The 14,301-nt window shown below is 72.2% G+C and carries 13 protein-coding genes and 1 pseudogene; 7 read left to right on the top strand and 7 right to left on the bottom strand.

Annotated elements, in window-relative coordinates:
* Positions 1 to 13: 13 nt before the first annotated feature.
* The gene (locus GWK25_RS32680) at positions 14 to 1,669 is read right to left on the bottom strand and encodes an alkaline phosphatase D family protein (protein WP_215455164.1); all 1,656 of its coding nucleotides are present in this window, start codon (positions 1,667 to 1,669) and stop codon (positions 14 to 16) included.
* 86 nt (positions 1,670 to 1,755) lie between these two features.
* The gene (locus GWK25_RS32675) at positions 1,756 to 2,400 is read right to left on the bottom strand and encodes an HNH endonuclease family protein (protein ID WP_215455163.1); all 645 of its coding nucleotides are present in this window, start codon (positions 2,398 to 2,400) and stop codon (positions 1,756 to 1,758) included.
* A 600-nt stretch (positions 2,401 to 3,000) separates the two neighbouring features.
* Here GWK25_RS32675 and GWK25_RS32670 point away from each other — a divergent pair.
* A complete protein-coding gene (locus tag GWK25_RS32670; protein WP_215455162.1) occupies positions 3,001 to 3,582 on the top strand; it encodes a TMEM165/GDT1 family protein in 582 nt (193 codons plus the stop codon).
* Between the two features lie 176 nt (positions 3,583 to 3,758).
* Positions 3,759 to 4,427 (top strand): HAD family hydrolase, encoded by a 669-nt coding sequence (locus tag GWK25_RS32665; protein ID WP_215455161.1) that lies wholly within the window; start codon positions 3,759 to 3,761, stop codon positions 4,425 to 4,427.
* Positions 4,428 to 4,601: 174 nt separating this feature from the next.
* On the opposite strand, the gene GWK25_RS32660 is transcribed toward GWK25_RS32665, so the two are convergent.
* The gene (locus GWK25_RS32660; protein ID WP_215455160.1) at positions 4,602 to 5,558 is read right to left on the bottom strand and encodes an NAD(P)-dependent oxidoreductase; all 957 of its coding nucleotides are present in this window, start codon (positions 5,556 to 5,558) and stop codon (positions 4,602 to 4,604) included.
* A gap of 68 nt (positions 5,559 to 5,626) precedes the next feature.
* Here GWK25_RS32660 and GWK25_RS32655 point away from each other — a divergent pair, with 68 nt between their 5' ends.
* Together GWK25_RS32655 and GWK25_RS44885 are read left to right on the top strand one after the other, a co-directional pair.
* Complete coding sequence (locus GWK25_RS32655) at positions 5,627 to 5,989, top strand: helix-turn-helix domain-containing protein (protein ID WP_215455159.1); 363 nt, start codon at positions 5,627 to 5,629, stop codon at positions 5,987 to 5,989.
* A gap of 212 nt (positions 5,990 to 6,201) precedes the next feature.
* Positions 6,202 to 6,480 (top strand): annotated as a pseudogene (locus GWK25_RS44885) (hypothetical protein).
* Between the two features lie 151 nt (positions 6,481 to 6,631).
* On the opposite strand, the gene GWK25_RS32645 reads toward GWK25_RS44885, so the two are convergent.
* The 3 genes from GWK25_RS32645 to GWK25_RS32635 form a co-directional block, all read right to left on the bottom strand.
* Positions 6,632 to 6,955: an antibiotic biosynthesis monooxygenase gene (locus GWK25_RS32645; protein WP_215455158.1), complete on the bottom strand. Its 324-nt coding sequence runs from the start codon at positions 6,953 to 6,955 to the stop codon at positions 6,632 to 6,634.
* Between the two features lie 176 nt (positions 6,956 to 7,131).
* On the bottom strand, positions 7,132 to 8,382 hold the full coding sequence (locus GWK25_RS32640; protein WP_215455157.1) for a hypothetical protein: 1,251 nt from the start codon (positions 8,380 to 8,382) through the stop codon (positions 7,132 to 7,134).
* 201 nt (positions 8,383 to 8,583) lie between these two features.
* On the bottom strand, positions 8,584 to 9,609 hold the full coding sequence (locus tag GWK25_RS32635) for a peptidoglycan-binding protein (protein WP_215455156.1): 1,026 nt from the start codon (positions 9,607 to 9,609) through the stop codon (positions 8,584 to 8,586).
* Between the two features lie 263 nt (positions 9,610 to 9,872).
* Between GWK25_RS32635 and GWK25_RS32630 the strand changes: the two genes are divergently transcribed.
* Entirely contained in the window at positions 9,873 to 12,065 is a 2,193-nt protein-coding gene (locus GWK25_RS32630; RefSeq protein ID WP_374200702.1) for a DHA2 family efflux MFS transporter permease subunit, read from the top strand.
* Here the strand turns inward: GWK25_RS32630 and GWK25_RS32625 are convergent.
* On the bottom strand, positions 11,971 to 12,615 hold the full coding sequence (locus tag GWK25_RS32625; protein WP_215455155.1) for a GNAT family N-acetyltransferase: 645 nt from the start codon (positions 12,613 to 12,615) through the stop codon (positions 11,971 to 11,973). The two genes, GWK25_RS32630 and GWK25_RS32625, sit on opposite strands and share 95 nt — an antisense overlap.
* A gap of 181 nt (positions 12,616 to 12,796) precedes the next feature.
* Here GWK25_RS32625 and GWK25_RS32620 point away from each other — a divergent pair, with 181 nt between their 5' ends.
* Together GWK25_RS32620 and GWK25_RS32615 are read left to right on the top strand one after the other, a co-directional pair.
* Positions 12,797 to 13,567, top strand: coding sequence for a hypothetical protein (locus GWK25_RS32620; protein WP_215455154.1), 771 nt, complete (start codon positions 12,797 to 12,799; stop codon positions 13,565 to 13,567).
* A gap of 5 nt (positions 13,568 to 13,572) precedes the next feature.
* Positions 13,573 to 14,187: a hypothetical protein gene (locus GWK25_RS32615; protein WP_215455153.1), complete on the top strand. Its 615-nt coding sequence runs from the start codon at positions 13,573 to 13,575 to the stop codon at positions 14,185 to 14,187.
* The last annotated feature ends 114 nt before the right edge of the window (positions 14,188 to 14,301 follow it).

Raw genomic sequence — 14,301 nt, 5'->3', positions numbered from 1 at the left:
CGCAATAGGTGGATTAGGGGGTGAGTACCGACTCGGACGCCGTTTCGAGGTGCGCCTTGCCGCCCCGCCGGATCCGTGCGCGGTCCAGTCGCAGACGCGCCGAACGGCCGTCCAGAGTCAGCGTCATGAGGTGGTTGCCGAACCACGGGCCGCCCGCCTTGCGCCAGTCGATGGAGGGCCGCTCGCCTCGCCCGTGCCGCCCGAACCACCGGCCGAGCGCCCGCCCCGTCCCGCTCCAGCCGAAGCGGAAGCCGAGCTTTATCGAGAGCGGGATGGAGTTGTGCACGGGGGAGCAGGTGAGCTGGAGCACCCGGGCGTCGGGGCCCCGGGCCCCGCCCGACTCGTCCTCGGGCCACGAGGGTTCGGCGATGTACGCGTGGTGCACGTCCCCGGAGAGCACCAGGACGGTCGCCGGGGCGTCGGCGCCGCCGCCCGTCTCGGCGATCAGCCGGGTCAGGGCCTCGAAGGAGGCGGGGAAGGCCGCCCAGTGCTCCAGGTCGGCGCCCCGGCGCAGCTTCTCCCCGAGCCGCGCCCAGCGGTCCCCGCGTTCGCCCCGGCAGAGCGCGGCGCTCCAGGACTCGGCGTCGTGCACGAGGTGGGGCAGTAGCCAGGGCAGCGAGGTGCCGATGAGGAGGTGGTCGTACGAGCCGCGCGCGTCCAGCGCCTGGTCCCGCAACCACCGCGCCTCGCCGGGGTTCAGCATCGAGCGGTTGCCCTCGTCGAGCACGCGCGCCCCCCGGGAGTCGAGCATCAGCACCCGTACACGGCCGAAGTCCCGCCGGTAGCTCCAACGGACCGAGGCCGGGTCCCGGTCGGCCTCGGCAGCGTGGGCGCGCAGCGCGTCCGTACCGTCGGGGGTGGCTCGTACGGCGGCGTGGACCGGGTCGGTGGCCAGTTCGGCGGGGGAGAGGTTGCCGAGGTGCTGGTGGACCCAGTACGACATCAGACCGCTCAGGATCCGCTCGCGCCACCAGGGCGTGGCCCGCATGTCGGCGAGCCACGCCTCGCTGGTGTTCCAGTCGTCGATGACGTCGTGGTCGTCGAAGATCATGCAGCTGGGGACGGTGGAGAGCAGCCAGCGGATCTCGGGGTCGAGCCAGGACTCGTAGTAGAGGTGGGTGTACTCCTCGTAGTCCGCCACCTGGTCGCCCGGCGTGTCGGCGAGGTCGCGGCGGGCGGCGAGCCAGCGGCGGGTGGCGTCGGAGGTCTCGTCCGCGTACACCTGGTCGCCGAGGAGCAGCAGGACGTCGGGGCGCTCCGCGCCCGGTTCGGCGGCCAGTCGGGCGGCCAGCGTGTCGAGGGCGTCCGGCCCCACCGGGTCCGGCTCCCCGGCGGGCGGGGCGGCCCAGCGGCAGGAGCCGAAGGCGACCCGGACGGTGTCGCCCTCGGCGGGGGTGCGGATCTCGGAGGGCGGGTGCGGGGAGTCGGGCAGGGGCCACACGGGCGTGCCGTCGAGGAGCACCTCGTACGCCGAGACCGTGCCCGGCGCGAGCCCTGTCACCGGGACCAGCGCGTAGTGGTGGCCGGCGATCTGGAAGGTGCGGGCCTCGCCGCGCCCGCCGCCGGCGCAGCGCACCTCGGCGACGCAGGGACGGCTCGCCTCGACCCAGACGGTCGCGGACGAGCCGTCCACATATCTCAGCAGTGGTCCCAGACGCAGCCCCGCCATGAGCGATCACCTTCCTCCGTCGCCCCGTACGGTACGGAACGACGGAGGGGAAAGGGGAGGTTCCGGACCACTTTCTCGCGTGAGTGTCAGCAGCTCGCCAGGTAGTTGGTCAGGGCACTCTTCTCGGCGGAGTCGACCGAGAGGTCGTAGTAGTACTTCACGTGGACCCAGGCACGGACGTACGTGCAGCGGTAGGCCGTGCGCGACGGCATCCAGGTGGCGGGGTCCTGGTCGCCCTTCGCCTGGTTCACGTTGTCGGTGACCGCGATGAGCTGCGGGCGGGTGAGGTCGTTGGCGAAGGCCTGACGGGTGGCGCTGCTCCAGCTGTCGGCGCCGGAGTCCCAGGCCTCTGCCAGCGGCACGAGGTGGTCGATGTCCAGGTCGGAGGCGAGCGTCCAGGTGGCGCCGTCGTACGGGGAGTACCAACTGCCGCTGGTGGAGGCGCAGGCGGAGTCGGTGACGACGTTCGTGCCGTCGCGCTTGAGGACCGTCTCGCGGGTGTTGCAGGTGCCGCTGATGGTGATCCAGTGGTTGAACAGGTCCCGGTTGTAACCGGTGCGGTCCTCGGTCGCCACGGTGAGGGTGGCGAGGTAGGAGCGGGCGGTGGCGGCGCTGACGGGGGTGGGGAGGGCGGCGGAGGCCGTGGGGGCGTTGAAGAGCGCGGCGGAGGCTATCAGTCCGCTGAGCGCCGCGAGTATGCTGACTCGTCGACGCGCGTAGAACTTGCGCATGTGAACTCCTTGTGGAGCCGGGGGTGTTGGGGAGCGAGCGATGCGAGCGCTTGAAGGGTCGCGTCGCGGGGTTACCGGCGGATGTGCGTCGGGTGAGAAGTTAATGACGTGCGCATGACACGACAAGGGGTGCGGGCGTGATTGGTACGGGCGTGATTGCGGCCGGGCGCCTGATGACGCGGGGGTGCGCGTGCGTCGGCGGGTGCGGGTCCGGTGGGGGCTGGTCGCGCAGTTCCCCGCGCCCCTGAGAGGCCGGGGCGCTGCGCCCCGTGCTTTCCGTCCGCCGCGGCCCCGTCGCCTTTCAGGCCCGCAGGGCCTGGGGCCGTGTCGGCCCCCGCCCCCGGGCCGTGACGCCGCTCCGCGTACCATGGACCCCGCAGAAGGGGAGTAGCTCTTCGCCGGACCGTCGACATACTGCTCAGCTCGTCTGAGCCGGCGCCCGGAGGCGGGTCCCGATGACCGGGGCCACGCCAGCGAGACCTTCGGCAAGCAGTGCACCGTCCGTGCCGCCCGGCGCGGGCCGACCGTGTGCTGCCGTGCCGAGGTGTCGCGACAGCGGATGATTTCTCTCGGTGGGGCGGCCCGACCGATTGAGGAACCTTGATCAGCTTCAGTGTCACGGCGCTCGTCTTCGGCGTCGTCTTTCTCGCCGAACTCCCCGACAAGACCGCGCTCGCCGGACTCGTCCTCGGCACTCGCTACCGCGCCTCGTACGTCTTCGCCGGAGTCGCCGCCGCGTTCGCCGTGCACGTCGCGCTCGCCGTGGCCGCCGGCAGCGTCCTCACGCTGCTGCCGCAGCAGATCGTGCACGCGCTCACGGGCGTGCTCTTCCTCGGCGGCGCGGCCGTGCTGCTGATGAAGAAGGACGAGGGCGAGGAGGAGATCCGCAAGCCCGAGGACCAGAGCTTCTGGAAGGTCTCGGGCGCCGGCTTCATGCTCATCCTGGTCGCCGAGTTCGGCGACCTCACCCAGATCATGACGGCGAACCTCGCGGCCCGGTACGACGACCCGCTCTCCGTGGGGCTCGGTGCGGTCCTCGCGCTGTGGGCCGTGGCCGGACTCGGCATCGTCGGCGGCAGGGCGCTGATGAAGCGGGTGCCATTGACGCTGATCACGCGGATCGCCGCCGTGCTCATGCTGGGGCTCGGTGTGTGGAGTCTGTGGGAGGCCGTGGCGGGATGAGTGAGCCGTACGGGTGAAGGGGTGGCGGGCGCCGGGATTGTTTTGTACCGTGGAGGAACAAAGTGGCTCCCGTCCGCATTCCCTGACCGGTGGGCGGGGCCGCCTTGTTCCCTCCGGGCCGCCTCGCCGGGTGCGACCCCGCTCGCGGCCCCCTTCTGCGCGCCTTGGAGCTGCTGATGACGGCCACGACCGTGCTGACCGCCCGCGCCCTCCTGCTGGACATGGACGGCACCCTCGTCAACTCGGACGCCGCCGTGGAACGTGTCTGGCGTCGCTGGGCCGAGCGGAACGGGCTGGACGGCGCCGACATCATGAAGGTCGTCCACGGCCGCCAGGGGTACGCCACCATGGCCGTCCTGCTGCCGGACCGGCCCCTGGAGGAGAACCTCGCGGACAACGCGCGGATGCTCGCCGAGGAGACCGCCGACGTGGACGGCGTCGTCCCGATACCCGGCGCGCCCGAGTTCCTCGCCTCCCTCGTCGCCGGCGGTGTGCCGCACGCCCTCGTGACCTCGGCGAACGTCGCGCTGTCCACGGCCCGGATGGGCGCGGCCGGGCTGACGCTGCCGGACGTGCGCGTCACCGCCGAGTCCGTCGGCGCGAGCAAGCCGGACCCCGAGGGCTTTCTGAAGGGCGCCGCCGAACTGGGCGTCGCGCCCGAGGACTGCGTCGTGTTCGAGGACTCGGAGGCGGGGATCCGGGCCGGGCGCGCCGCGGGGATGCGGGTCGTGGGCATCGGCGAGCGGGCCCGCCCCCATGGGCCGGACGTCGTGGTGCCGGACCTGACCGCGGTACGGGTCGAGGTCGCGGGGGACGGCGGACCGGTCCGGCTCACGGTGGGTTGAGATTCGTGGCGGGTCCCGCGGTGGGTCGAGGGCTCGCGGGGAGTTGAGATTCGTCGTCGGGCGGGCCCCGTGGCGGGGTGGTGCCCTCGACCGGTCCAGGATCGTGGTCCGGTGAAGCCCGGCCGGTCGAGGGGCGTGGTCCGGTGAAGCGCGGGCCGGTCGAGGGCCGTGGTGTCAGTGCTGGAGGTCGAGTACCTCCGTCAGGCGGGTGAGGCCGTCCGTGCCGTGGCCCTGCGCGATGGCGCGGCGGACGAAGCCCTCGGCCGACCGCATGACGCTCGCGTCGATGCCGTGGGACTCGGAGACCTCGATGACGTGGGTCATGGTCGACAACGCCGACGTGAGCGGGTTGCCCTCGCCGGAGTGCCGGCCGCTGTCGACCTCCGCCGCGCTCTCCTCGAAGAGCGGCGGCAGGATCGCGGCGATCCCCTGGGCGAACGGCGTCAGTTCCCGCGCGCTCACACCCTCGGCCCGGGCCAGCGCCAGGGCATGGGTGTAACCGGTGATCGAGGTCCAGAAGAGGTCGAGCAGCGCGATGTCGTACGTGGCCGCCCGGCCGATGTCCTCGCCCAGATGGGTGTGGGAGCCGCCCAGCGCGTCCAGCACGGGCCGGTGCGCGCGGTGGAGATCCTCGGGGCCGCTGTAGATGTACACCCCGTCCGGGGTGCCGATGGCCGGCGTCGGCGTCATGATCGCCCCGTCCAGGTAGTCGATGCCGTGCTCGGCCGCCCACGCGGCGGTGTCCCGGGCCCGGTGCGGGGTGTCGGCGGACAGATTGACCACCGTGCGGCCCTTGAGGGCCTCGGTGACCGCGGGGGTGCGCAGGACCGCGTCCGAGGCGTCGTAGTTGACCACGCAGACGACGGTCACCGGGCTCGCGGCCACCGCCTCCTCGGCGGAGCCGGCGCCGATCGCGCCGCGCGCCACCAACTCCCCGTGCCGGCCCGGCGTACGGTTCCAGACCGTGGTCCGCACCCCGGCGTCGAGGAAGGCACCGGCGAGGGCCCGGCCCATCGGGCCGAGGCCCAGTACGGTGACGGCGGGAGCGGGGGTGCTGTCGCCGGGTGTGCCGGAAACGGCGGTGGCGGGGGCGGTGGTGGTCGCCGTGTGCTGTTCGGTGTGTGCGGGCATGACTCGGTAACTCCTGTGGAAAATGGGTGAGTTCGTCGGATCGCGACTGAGGGAACGGGGGAGCGGAAATGAGGCGCAGGCGTGCCCAGGACACGGACGTGTGCGGGGTGACCGCGGCGATCGCCGTGATCGAGGGGAAGTGGAAGCCGTCGTTGCTCTGGCTGCTGGAGTCCGGCCCGCACCGTCCGGGTGAGTTGCGCCGGCTGCTGCCGGGGCTCAGCGAGAAGGTGCTGACACAGGCGCTTCGCGAGATGGAGACGGACGGGCTCGTGCACCGGGAGGTGCACGATGTGCTGCCGCTGAAGACCGTCTACTCGCTGACCCCGTTCGGCCGTGAACTCTCCGAGGTGCTGGGGCCCTTGTCCGACTGGGGGTACCGGCGCCTGGAGAGGCTCACCGGAGCGTCACCGTCGGCGACGTCGTCGCCGTAGGCCTCACGCATCACGTCATCTTCTCGTCTTCCGTCCCTGCCCAAGTGGCGCGCGCCCCGTCGGCCGCTCCCTCACCACAAGGATCGTCGGACCTCGACCGGCCGCCAAGTACCCACAAAAAGGTGGGTACTTCGGGGTGCTTCGGGGTGCCGAACGCGCTTGGCGGGTTGCGTACGCAGGAGGGTGCCGTCGCGTTGCGGTTGGATGACCGGATGGAACGCGTAGAGGCCGAGCTGTTCACGGATCCGGGGAACGACGCGGTCGTGCGTCTGCCCCCGCGCAGGTTTCCGGGCGTACTGATCCAGGGCGATTCCCTGTCGATCATCCGCGCCGACGTCGCAGAGATCGTGGCAGCCTGCGACTAGGGGGACATCGGCGAGGCGAGGGAGGCCGCGGCCCTCGTCCTCGCCCACCTCGACGAGCTGTTGGCCCGCTACGGCACAGCCCTGGAGGCCAACGGCATCCCCTTGCCCTACCTCCAGGCGCCCTGATCGCCGATGCGAAGGCCCCCACCCGGGTGCGGTGATGCGGGCGGGGGCCTTCGCGTGGGGCGGGTGTGCGACGGGGCCTCACGTGGGGCGGGTGTGCGGCGGGGCCTCACGTGGGGCGGGCGTGCGACGGGGCCTCACGTGGGGCCGTGCGTCAGGAGCCGGTCTTCGGGCCCGTCTGCTGGAGGACCTCGAAGGTCCAGACGGAGGAGTCGGAGGCGGCGGGCCTGGGCCGGTCGCCGCCGCCCTGGTGGGCCTGCTTCATCGGGCCCTCCATCCACGCCTGGAAGGCGGCCTCGTCGCGCCAGCGGGTGTAGACGAGGTAGTTGTCGGTGCCGTCGACGGGGCGCAGCAGCTCGAACCACTCGAAGCCGTCCGAGTTCTCGACCACCCCGGCGCGGGAGGCGAAGCGCTTCTCCAGCGTCTCGCGCTGCTCGGCCGGAACCGTGAGGACATTGATCTTTACCACGCTAGGCACATGACACCTCTGAGTGAGCGGGCGCCGGAGTGGCGCCCTGACCTGGACGACGTGCGAGCCGTCAGCTACATCGCCAGGGTAGGCAACGCGAGGACGACAGCAAGGCGGGGAAGTCCGGGTGGCCCCGTCGGGCGTCGACCGCTGGGACCAGCGGCCGGGGTGTCAGGCCGGTCGGATCAACGCGGGCCGGACAGGACGTGAGCGGTGCTGGGGACGCTCTTGGCGGATGCGGCCTTGGCCTTCTTCGGAGTGGCGGTGACCACGGCAGCGCCGTCCTTGCAGTGATCGGCTTTCTCCGCCGCCGTCATGGGGCGGGAGACCCAGTCGACGACACCCAGCTCCTGCGGGACGGGACCGGTGGCGACGAAGTCACGGATGTACCAGATGTAGTGGCCCCATTTGCGGTCCTTGTACGTCACCGTGTACTCACCCCCCGCGGTCTGCATCTTGGTGTTCCGGTTGACCCAGCCGACCTCCCCGGCCGGGACGGTGAGGTCCGTCTCGTCGGAGACCCTGCTCTCCCAGGTCCACTCGTGTCCGTACGTGGTCTTGAAGCTGAGGCTGTACTCCCCGCCGACCAGGGCATTTCCGATCTTGTAGCTGGCTCCCAGCTCGACGCTGAGCGAGTTCTTGCCGCCCGTCGTGTCCCACCAGCTCATCTTCTTCTGCTGCTCGATGCTGGTGCAGTTGTACGCGCGGGCCACCTCGTGGGCCCCGCCGTAGCTGTAGGTGACGTCGCCCTTGTGCTCGAACTTGCAGGTCGCGATCTTCTCGTCGCAGTCCGCGAAGAGCTGGGCCGCGGTCGGCGACTCCGCGTAGCTCCACTGGATGGAGCTGGTCAGATCGTCCACCCCGTCCCCGACCGAGAGCTGACTGCCGATCTGCCAGCTGGTGGAGTCGCCCTTCAGCTCCGGGTCGGCGAAGTGCCGGGCCTGGCAGTCGTTGAAGGTCTGGTACGAGCTGATGGCGTCGTTGAACTCGGCGGGCACCTGGTCGACCTGGAAGCCCGGCCCGTCGGGTGTGCACTTGCTCTCGGCGGTGAAACTCATGGACTTGCCCGTGTGGTTCGCGTCGAGGTACTCGGTGCCGATGACGACGGACGACTCCGCGGCCGGCTCCGCGTCGGCCCGCAGCTCGGCGGCGGTGCCCGCGACGTCGATCTTCTTCCGGAAGGCCGGGTCGGCGACGGCTGTGCGGACGTCCAGCGGGGCGTCCTTGACCCGGCCGTCGGTGGCCGCCGCGATGGCCGCCCGATAAGTCGGGAAACATCGCACGGGGCCGCCGGATATGTCGACGGTGCAATGTGATCCGGCTGTCTTCGAACCGGGCTCGGTGGTGGTCGCCAACGCCGTGATCGGCACGGTCAGGGCCAGCACACTGGTGCCCGCCGCCGCAATGATCACGGTCTTCTTGGAACGGCTCTTCATCCGGTGCTTCATCTGCGGTGTGCCTCTTCGGGGCCAGAGGATCGCCGGCCAGCCGCACGAGCAATGACTGGGCCAGTGCTTACGCGCAGGGACGCTAGTTCAGCGGCACGCGAGGCTTCTGAGGCTTGAGGGAAATCTGAGGTGCCTGGTACCAAGTCGACGCGTCATCAGCCTCGGCCGGCGTCGCCGAGATTCCGTCGGTCACGGCTCCTTCGTCTCCGACTCCAGGCGCTGCCGGGTCACCAGGCCGTAGACGCCCGGCTCCTCCTTGTCCTTCGTGATGCCTCGGGTGTTCTGGTAGACGATGACGGCCTGTTCGACCTGGTCGTCGAAGTTCCGGTCGATGTCACCGGTGTAGAGGCCCAACTGGCGCAGCCGGAGCTGGAGTTCGGTGACCTCTGGGTCGTCGTCGCCGGCGCGCAGCGTCTTCGGGGCCGTCAGCCGGCTGTCGTCCCCCTCGTTCGCGTCGGCGGCAGATGAGTCGGGGGAGGCGCCCGCGCTCGGTCCGCTCCGCTCGGGGCTCGACGACACGGACGGCGACGGCGAGCCGGACGGCTCCGAGGGAGACGGAGAGGGTGACGGGCTCTTGGAGGGGCTCGACGCACCCGCGCCGCCGCTCGACGGCGCCGGCGCGGGCCCCCCGCCCCCGCCGCCCTCGCCGGACGGCTCCACCGGCGACGCCTCCCCGTCGGGCGACGTGTCCGGCACGCTCGCCCGCCAGTCGTCCGGCAGCGCGCGGTCCCGCTCGGGGGCCTCGTACGAGAACAGCCCGCTCGCGAATCCGGCGGCGGCCATCACTCCGACGGCGGCCGTCCCGGCGAGGGCGACCATCAGCCCCGTACGGCGGCGGCGCCGGCCCCGGGCGCGTCCGGCCGACGTCGCCGTGGTCGTCGGCGTCGGCGCCGTGGTCAAGGGCAGCGCGGTCGTCGGCGCCGTGGTCAGCGGCATCGCCGTCGTCCGTGTGCGGTCGGGGCCCGGCCCGGGGGCTTCGGCGGCTCCGGGGGTTCCGTAGTGCCGCGCGGTGCCGTGGGGGACGTCGGTGTCGTCACCCAGTTCCACGTACGGGCGTATCCGGAGGGGGTCGAAGTCCTCCGCGGCCGCCGCCTCGGCCGTACGGGTCTCCAGCAGGGCCTCGGACGCGCGGCGGGCGCACGCGCAGGACGGCGTGCCGTCCGAGGCCCGGGGTGTGAAGCACTCCGGGCATATGTGACTGGTCGGGTCACTCATGTGTCGTTCCTCCCCGTGGAGACTCCAGAGTTTAAGCAAACGGTCGACACAGAATCTCCCGGACACCTCGGGAATCAGAGGTTCCGGAAAAGCTTCGACAGGCCATAACCGGTCACACCGACCACCATGGGAACGGACATGGAGGAAGAGGAAGAAGGAGAGGAGACTGAGGGCGCTGTACGAGGCCCTCGGGTCCTCAGGAGGTCTGCATGACCGACGACACCAGCCACGAGCCGGGCCCTCGCGAGCCCGCGCCCAGGCCCATGACGGGGGCCTCCCACGGTCCCACGCAGGGGGCCTCCCGCGGGCCCGCCCCCACCGGCGCCGTCGTCGGCCGCACACCCCCCTACGGCCCCCGTGGCCACGGCGTCCCCACGTCGGAGCGGGTGCCCGGCGGGGTGATGGTCTCCATCGGGGCCCTGCTGCTGGGGATGCTGCTGGCCGCGCTGGACCAGACGATCGTGTCGACGGCGCTGCCGACGATCGTGAGCGACCTCGGCGGGCTGGAGCACCTGTCGTGGGTGGTCACGGCGTACATGCTGGCCGCGACGGCGGCGACCCCGCTGTGGGGGAAGCTGGGCGACCAGTACGGCCGCAAGCGGCTGTTCCAGACGGCGATCGTGATTTTTCTCATCGGGTCGGCGCTGTGCGGAGCGGCCCAGGACATGCCCCAGTTGATCGGGTTCCGGGCGCTTCAGGGCCTCGGCGGCGGCGGGTTGATGGTGCTGTCGATGGCGATCGTCGGGGACCTCGTCCCACCACGCGAACGCGGGCGCTACCAGGGGCTGTTCGGCGCGGTCTTCGGAGCGACGAGCGTGCTCGGGCCGCTGCTGGGCGGGCTGTTCACCGAGCATCTGAGCTGGCGGTGGGTGTTCTACGTCAACCTGCCCGTCGGAGCGGTCGCGTTGGTCGTCATCGCCGCCGTGCTGCGCATCCCGCGCCGCTCCGAACGGCATGTCATCGACTATCTCGGGACCTTCCTCATCGCCTCCGTGGCCACCTGTCTCGTCCTGGTCGCCTCCCTCGGCGGCACCACCTGGGACTGGAACTCCCCGCAGATCATCGGGCTCTGCGTGCTGGCCGTGCTGCTGGTCGTCGTCTTCGTGGCCGTCGAACGGCGGGCCGCCGAACCTGTCCTGCCGCTCAAGCTGTTCCGCGTCCGCACCTTCACCCTCTCCGCCGTCATCAGCTTCGTCGTCGGCTTCGCGATGTTCGGGGCGATGACCTATCTGCCGACGTTCCTGCAGGTCGTGCAGGGTGTCTCGCCGACCATGTCCGGTGTGCACATGCTGCCGATGGTGTTCGGGCTGCTGCTCTCCTCGACGGTCTCCGGGCAGATCGTCAGCCGTACGGGCCGCTGGAAGGTGTTCCCGCTCGCCGGGACGGCCGTCACCACGCTGGGCCTGCTGCTCCTGCACCAACTGGACGCGGACAGCGGCGACGGCGAGATGAGCGCGTACCTCTTCGTCTTCGGCGCCGGGCTCGGCCTCGTGATGCAGGTCCTCGTCCTCATCGTGCAGAACGCCGTCTCCTACGAGGACCTCGGCGTCGCCACCTCCGGCGCGACCTTCTTCCGGTCCATCGGTGCCTCGTTCGGCGTAGCCGTCTTCGGTACGGTCTTCGCCGGCCACCTCGGCGACAAGCTCACCGACGCGCTCGACGGGGCCGCGCTGCCCGCCGGCGTCACCGTGGAGGGACTGAAGGCCGACCCCCGCGAGATCGCCGACCTCCCCGCCGCGCTGCGCCCGCCCGTCCTCGACGCGTACGCCTCCTCCATCACCGACGTCTTCGTCTACGCGGCCCCGGTCGCACTGCTCGGCTTCGTCCTCGCCTGGTTCCTGCGCGAGGACCGGCTGCGGGCGTCCGTGACGGCGCCGGACGCCACGGAGACACTCGCCAGCAACCCGGTCGAGCGGTCGTCGTACGACGAGGTGTGCCGGGCGCTGTCGGTGCTCGGTTCCCGGGAGGGCCGCCGCGAGATCTACCGGAAGATCACCGCACGGGCCGGATACGACCTGCTGCCCGCGACGAGCTGGCTGCTGCTGCGGATCCGGCGCTACGGCTGGGCCGAGCCCGCCGTCCTCGCGGAGCGCAGCACCGTTCCGCTCGACGTGATCATGGCCGCGACCCGGCAGGTCGAGGAGTGCCGTCTCGCCCGTCGCGACGGCATCGACCTCGTCCTCACCGACGCCGGCCATGAGGCCGCCGACCGGCTCGCCAAGGCCCGCGAGGACTCCCTCGCCGAGCTTCTCGGCGACTGGTGGGGCCGTGACCGCCCCACCGACCTCGTCCGGCTCGTCGAGGAACTCAACGCCGAGCTGTGCGGCTCCGACGAGGAACGGCCGCACTCCGAGGGGGCGATCACCCGCCGGCCGGCCGACGGGCGGGGCTCGGGGGCACCGCCGGCACCACCCGCGCCGCCGACGGCTCCGACGTCGCCGTCAGTGCCTTCGTGAACCAGTGGTCCGCGTACGCGTGGTCGTTGTGCGGGGCGCTCTCCGCGTAGCCGAGCCGGGCATACAGCGCGCGGGCCTCCACCAGGTCGTTGCGGGTGTCCAGCACCATCCGCTCGGCGCCCAGCGCGCGGGCCGCGTCCTCGGCCGCCGTCACGAGCAGCGCGGCGCCGCCCCGGCCCCGGGCCCGCGGCCGTAGGTAGACCCGCTTCAACTCGGCCGTCGTGGCGTCCGCCAACCGCACCCCCGCCGTGCCGACGGGCTCGCCCTCGTACCGTGCCACCAGCAGCAGTCCGCCCGGTGGCGCGAGGTACTCACCGGTGTCCGCCGCGACCTCCCGCTCCAGTTCGTCCGGGTCCGTGGCACGCCCTTCGTGGAGCCGGTACCAGCGGTCGCTGACCTCCGTGTAGTACGCGCGCCACAGGGCCGCGGCCACGGCGGAGTCGTGGGGCTCGGCGGCCACTGACCAGCCTTCCGCGGTCGGCGTGCCGGTGGTGCGAGGTGCGGGGGGCCTCGGAGCCGGGGTAGGTGTCGAACGGGTCATGGCGGTCATTGTCGGGAGCGGGGCGGGGCGCCTCGCAAACGATTTACGCCGCCGCCCCGGGTGTCACGCGGCCGTCCCGCGCTCGTCCCGCGCGCACGCGCTTGCCGTTTGAACGAACGGGTTCGGGCAACCCGGTGCGAAACGGCCCGACGGGGCGAGACGCCCGGGCCGAGGACTCTGGAAGGCATACATGTCCACAGGATTGATCATCGCTTTGATCGTGATCGTGGCGCTCGTGGTCGTCGTGGCCGCCGTCCTGACGCTGCGCGCCCGGAGGGGCGCGGGGGGCGGCGGCTCGCTGAAGCGGCGCTTCGGCCCCGAGTACGACCGGACCGTGGCCCGCCACGACGGTGACGAGCGGGCCGCCGCCCGGGAACTCGCGGAGCGGGTCAAGCGGCACGGCTCGCTGGAGAAGCGGCCGCTGCCGACCGCCGAGCGCGAACGGTACGAGTCGCGCTGGGCCGCCGCCCAGGAGCGCTTCGTCGACTCGCCCCGTGAGGCGGTCGCCGAGGCGGACCGGCTGATCTCCGAGGTGGCCGAGGCCCGCGGCTTCCCGGACGGGAACCGCTACGAGACCCAGCTGGAGGCGCTCTCCGTCCACCACGCCCACCATGTGCACGGCTACCGCCGGGTGCACCTCGCGGCGCACACCACCGGCGACACCGCCCAGGGCCGCACGGGCACGGGAGCGTTCGACGCCAACGGTGTCGACCCCGGCCCCGGCACCGGTACCGAGGATCTGCGCGAGGCCATGATCGAGGCCCGGGCCCTGTTCGAGGACCTGGTGACGCCGAGCCGCCGGGACGCGCGAGCGGACCGCGACGCCTCGGCCGGGCACGCGGGCCGGGCCCACCGGGACGGCTCCGCGCGACGCGACGTGCGCGACGGTGCGGCCGCCGACGGCCGTCACCGGTCCCATCTGCCATGGGCGCCGGCCAGGCGCCACGCGAAAGGGAGTTGAGGGGGATGACCGACGACATGACGAGGGGCGAGGGCATCCGCGAACGCGGTCCGCGTGACACGCGGGAGGCCGACGCCAGGCGGGACGGTACACGGGCGAGCGGCATCCCTCCGGGCAGCCGGGCGGCGGACGCGGCCGGCTCGGCGGCGGGCGGCACCGGGGCTCCGCTGGTGGCCGGCCACGACGCCGCGGAAGGCCGCACCGGAGGTCACGCCGAGCACAGGACGATGGGTGTCCGCGAAGAGCCCGGCGGGGTCCGGGGCGAGGACACCCTCGGCCGGGGCCGCGGCGAGGACGCCACCAGGGCTTCCGGCGGGAACGGTTCCCGGTCCACCGGGTCCCCCCTGCTGCCCCACGACGAGAGCGACAAGCTGACGCTGCGGCTGCAGCACGCGGTCGGCGGGTTCGTCGACGGGCCCCGGTCCGCCGTCGAGGAGGCCGATCACGTCCTGGAGGAGGTCACCGCCCGCTTCACCGACGCGATGACCGAGCGGCGCCGCACCCTCCGCAACACCTGGGAGACCGGCGCCGACGACCGCGCCACCTCCACCGACACCGAACAGCTCCGCCTCGCCCTGCGCGACTACCGGGAGCTGACCGAACGGCTGCTGCGCCTCTGACGGCGACAGCGGCACCCGACGAGACCGCGCCCCGGGTCGTGCCCCGGGGCGCGGTCTTCTGTGCGGGGGCCGGCGGGGGCGCGTGGGCGCGGGCGTGGGCCGATCGGCCGCCGG

It is taken from the genome of Streptomyces sp. ATCC 21386, from assembly GCF_018728545.1.
Taxonomy (GTDB): domain Bacteria; phylum Actinomycetota; class Actinomycetes; order Streptomycetales; family Streptomycetaceae; genus Streptomyces.
The sequence above is the reverse complement of the archived record's forward strand: the minus strand, read 5'-3'. Positions and strand labels throughout refer to the sequence as shown.

Bases quoted from the DNA above. Each gene is read 5' to 3' on its own strand.
- GWK25_RS32615 (WP_215455153.1), top strand. From the start codon at position 13,573: ATGACCGACGACATGACGAGGGGCGAGGGCATCCGCGAACGCGGTCCG.
- GWK25_RS32655 (WP_215455159.1), top strand. From the start codon at position 5,627: ATGAGGCGCAGGCGTGCCCAGGACACGGACGTGTGCGGGGTGACCGCG.
- GWK25_RS32630 (WP_374200702.1), top strand. From the start codon at position 9,873: ATGACGGGGGCCTCCCACGGTCCCACGCAGGGGGCCTCCCGCGGGCCC.
- GWK25_RS32660 (WP_215455160.1), bottom strand. From the start codon at position 5,558: ATGCCCGCACACACCGAACAGCACACGGCGACCACCACCGCCCCCGCC.
- GWK25_RS32640 (WP_215455157.1), bottom strand. From the start codon at position 8,382: ATGAAGAGCCGTTCCAAGAAGACCGTGATCATTGCGGCGGCGGGCACC.
- GWK25_RS32675 (WP_215455163.1), bottom strand. From the start codon at position 2,400: ATGCGCAAGTTCTACGCGCGTCGACGAGTCAGCATACTCGCGGCGCTC.
- GWK25_RS32635 (WP_215455156.1), bottom strand. From the start codon at position 9,609: ATGAGTGACCCGACCAGTCACATATGCCCGGAGTGCTTCACACCCCGG.
- GWK25_RS32620 (WP_215455154.1), top strand. From the start codon at position 12,797: ATGTCCACAGGATTGATCATCGCTTTGATCGTGATCGTGGCGCTCGTG.
- GWK25_RS32625 (WP_215455155.1), bottom strand. From the start codon at position 12,615: ATGACCGCCATGACCCGTTCGACACCTACCCCGGCTCCGAGGCCCCCC.
- GWK25_RS32665 (WP_215455161.1), top strand. From the start codon at position 3,759: ATGACGGCCACGACCGTGCTGACCGCCCGCGCCCTCCTGCTGGACATG.
- GWK25_RS32680 (WP_215455164.1), bottom strand. From the start codon at position 1,669: ATGGCGGGGCTGCGTCTGGGACCACTGCTGAGATATGTGGACGGCTCG.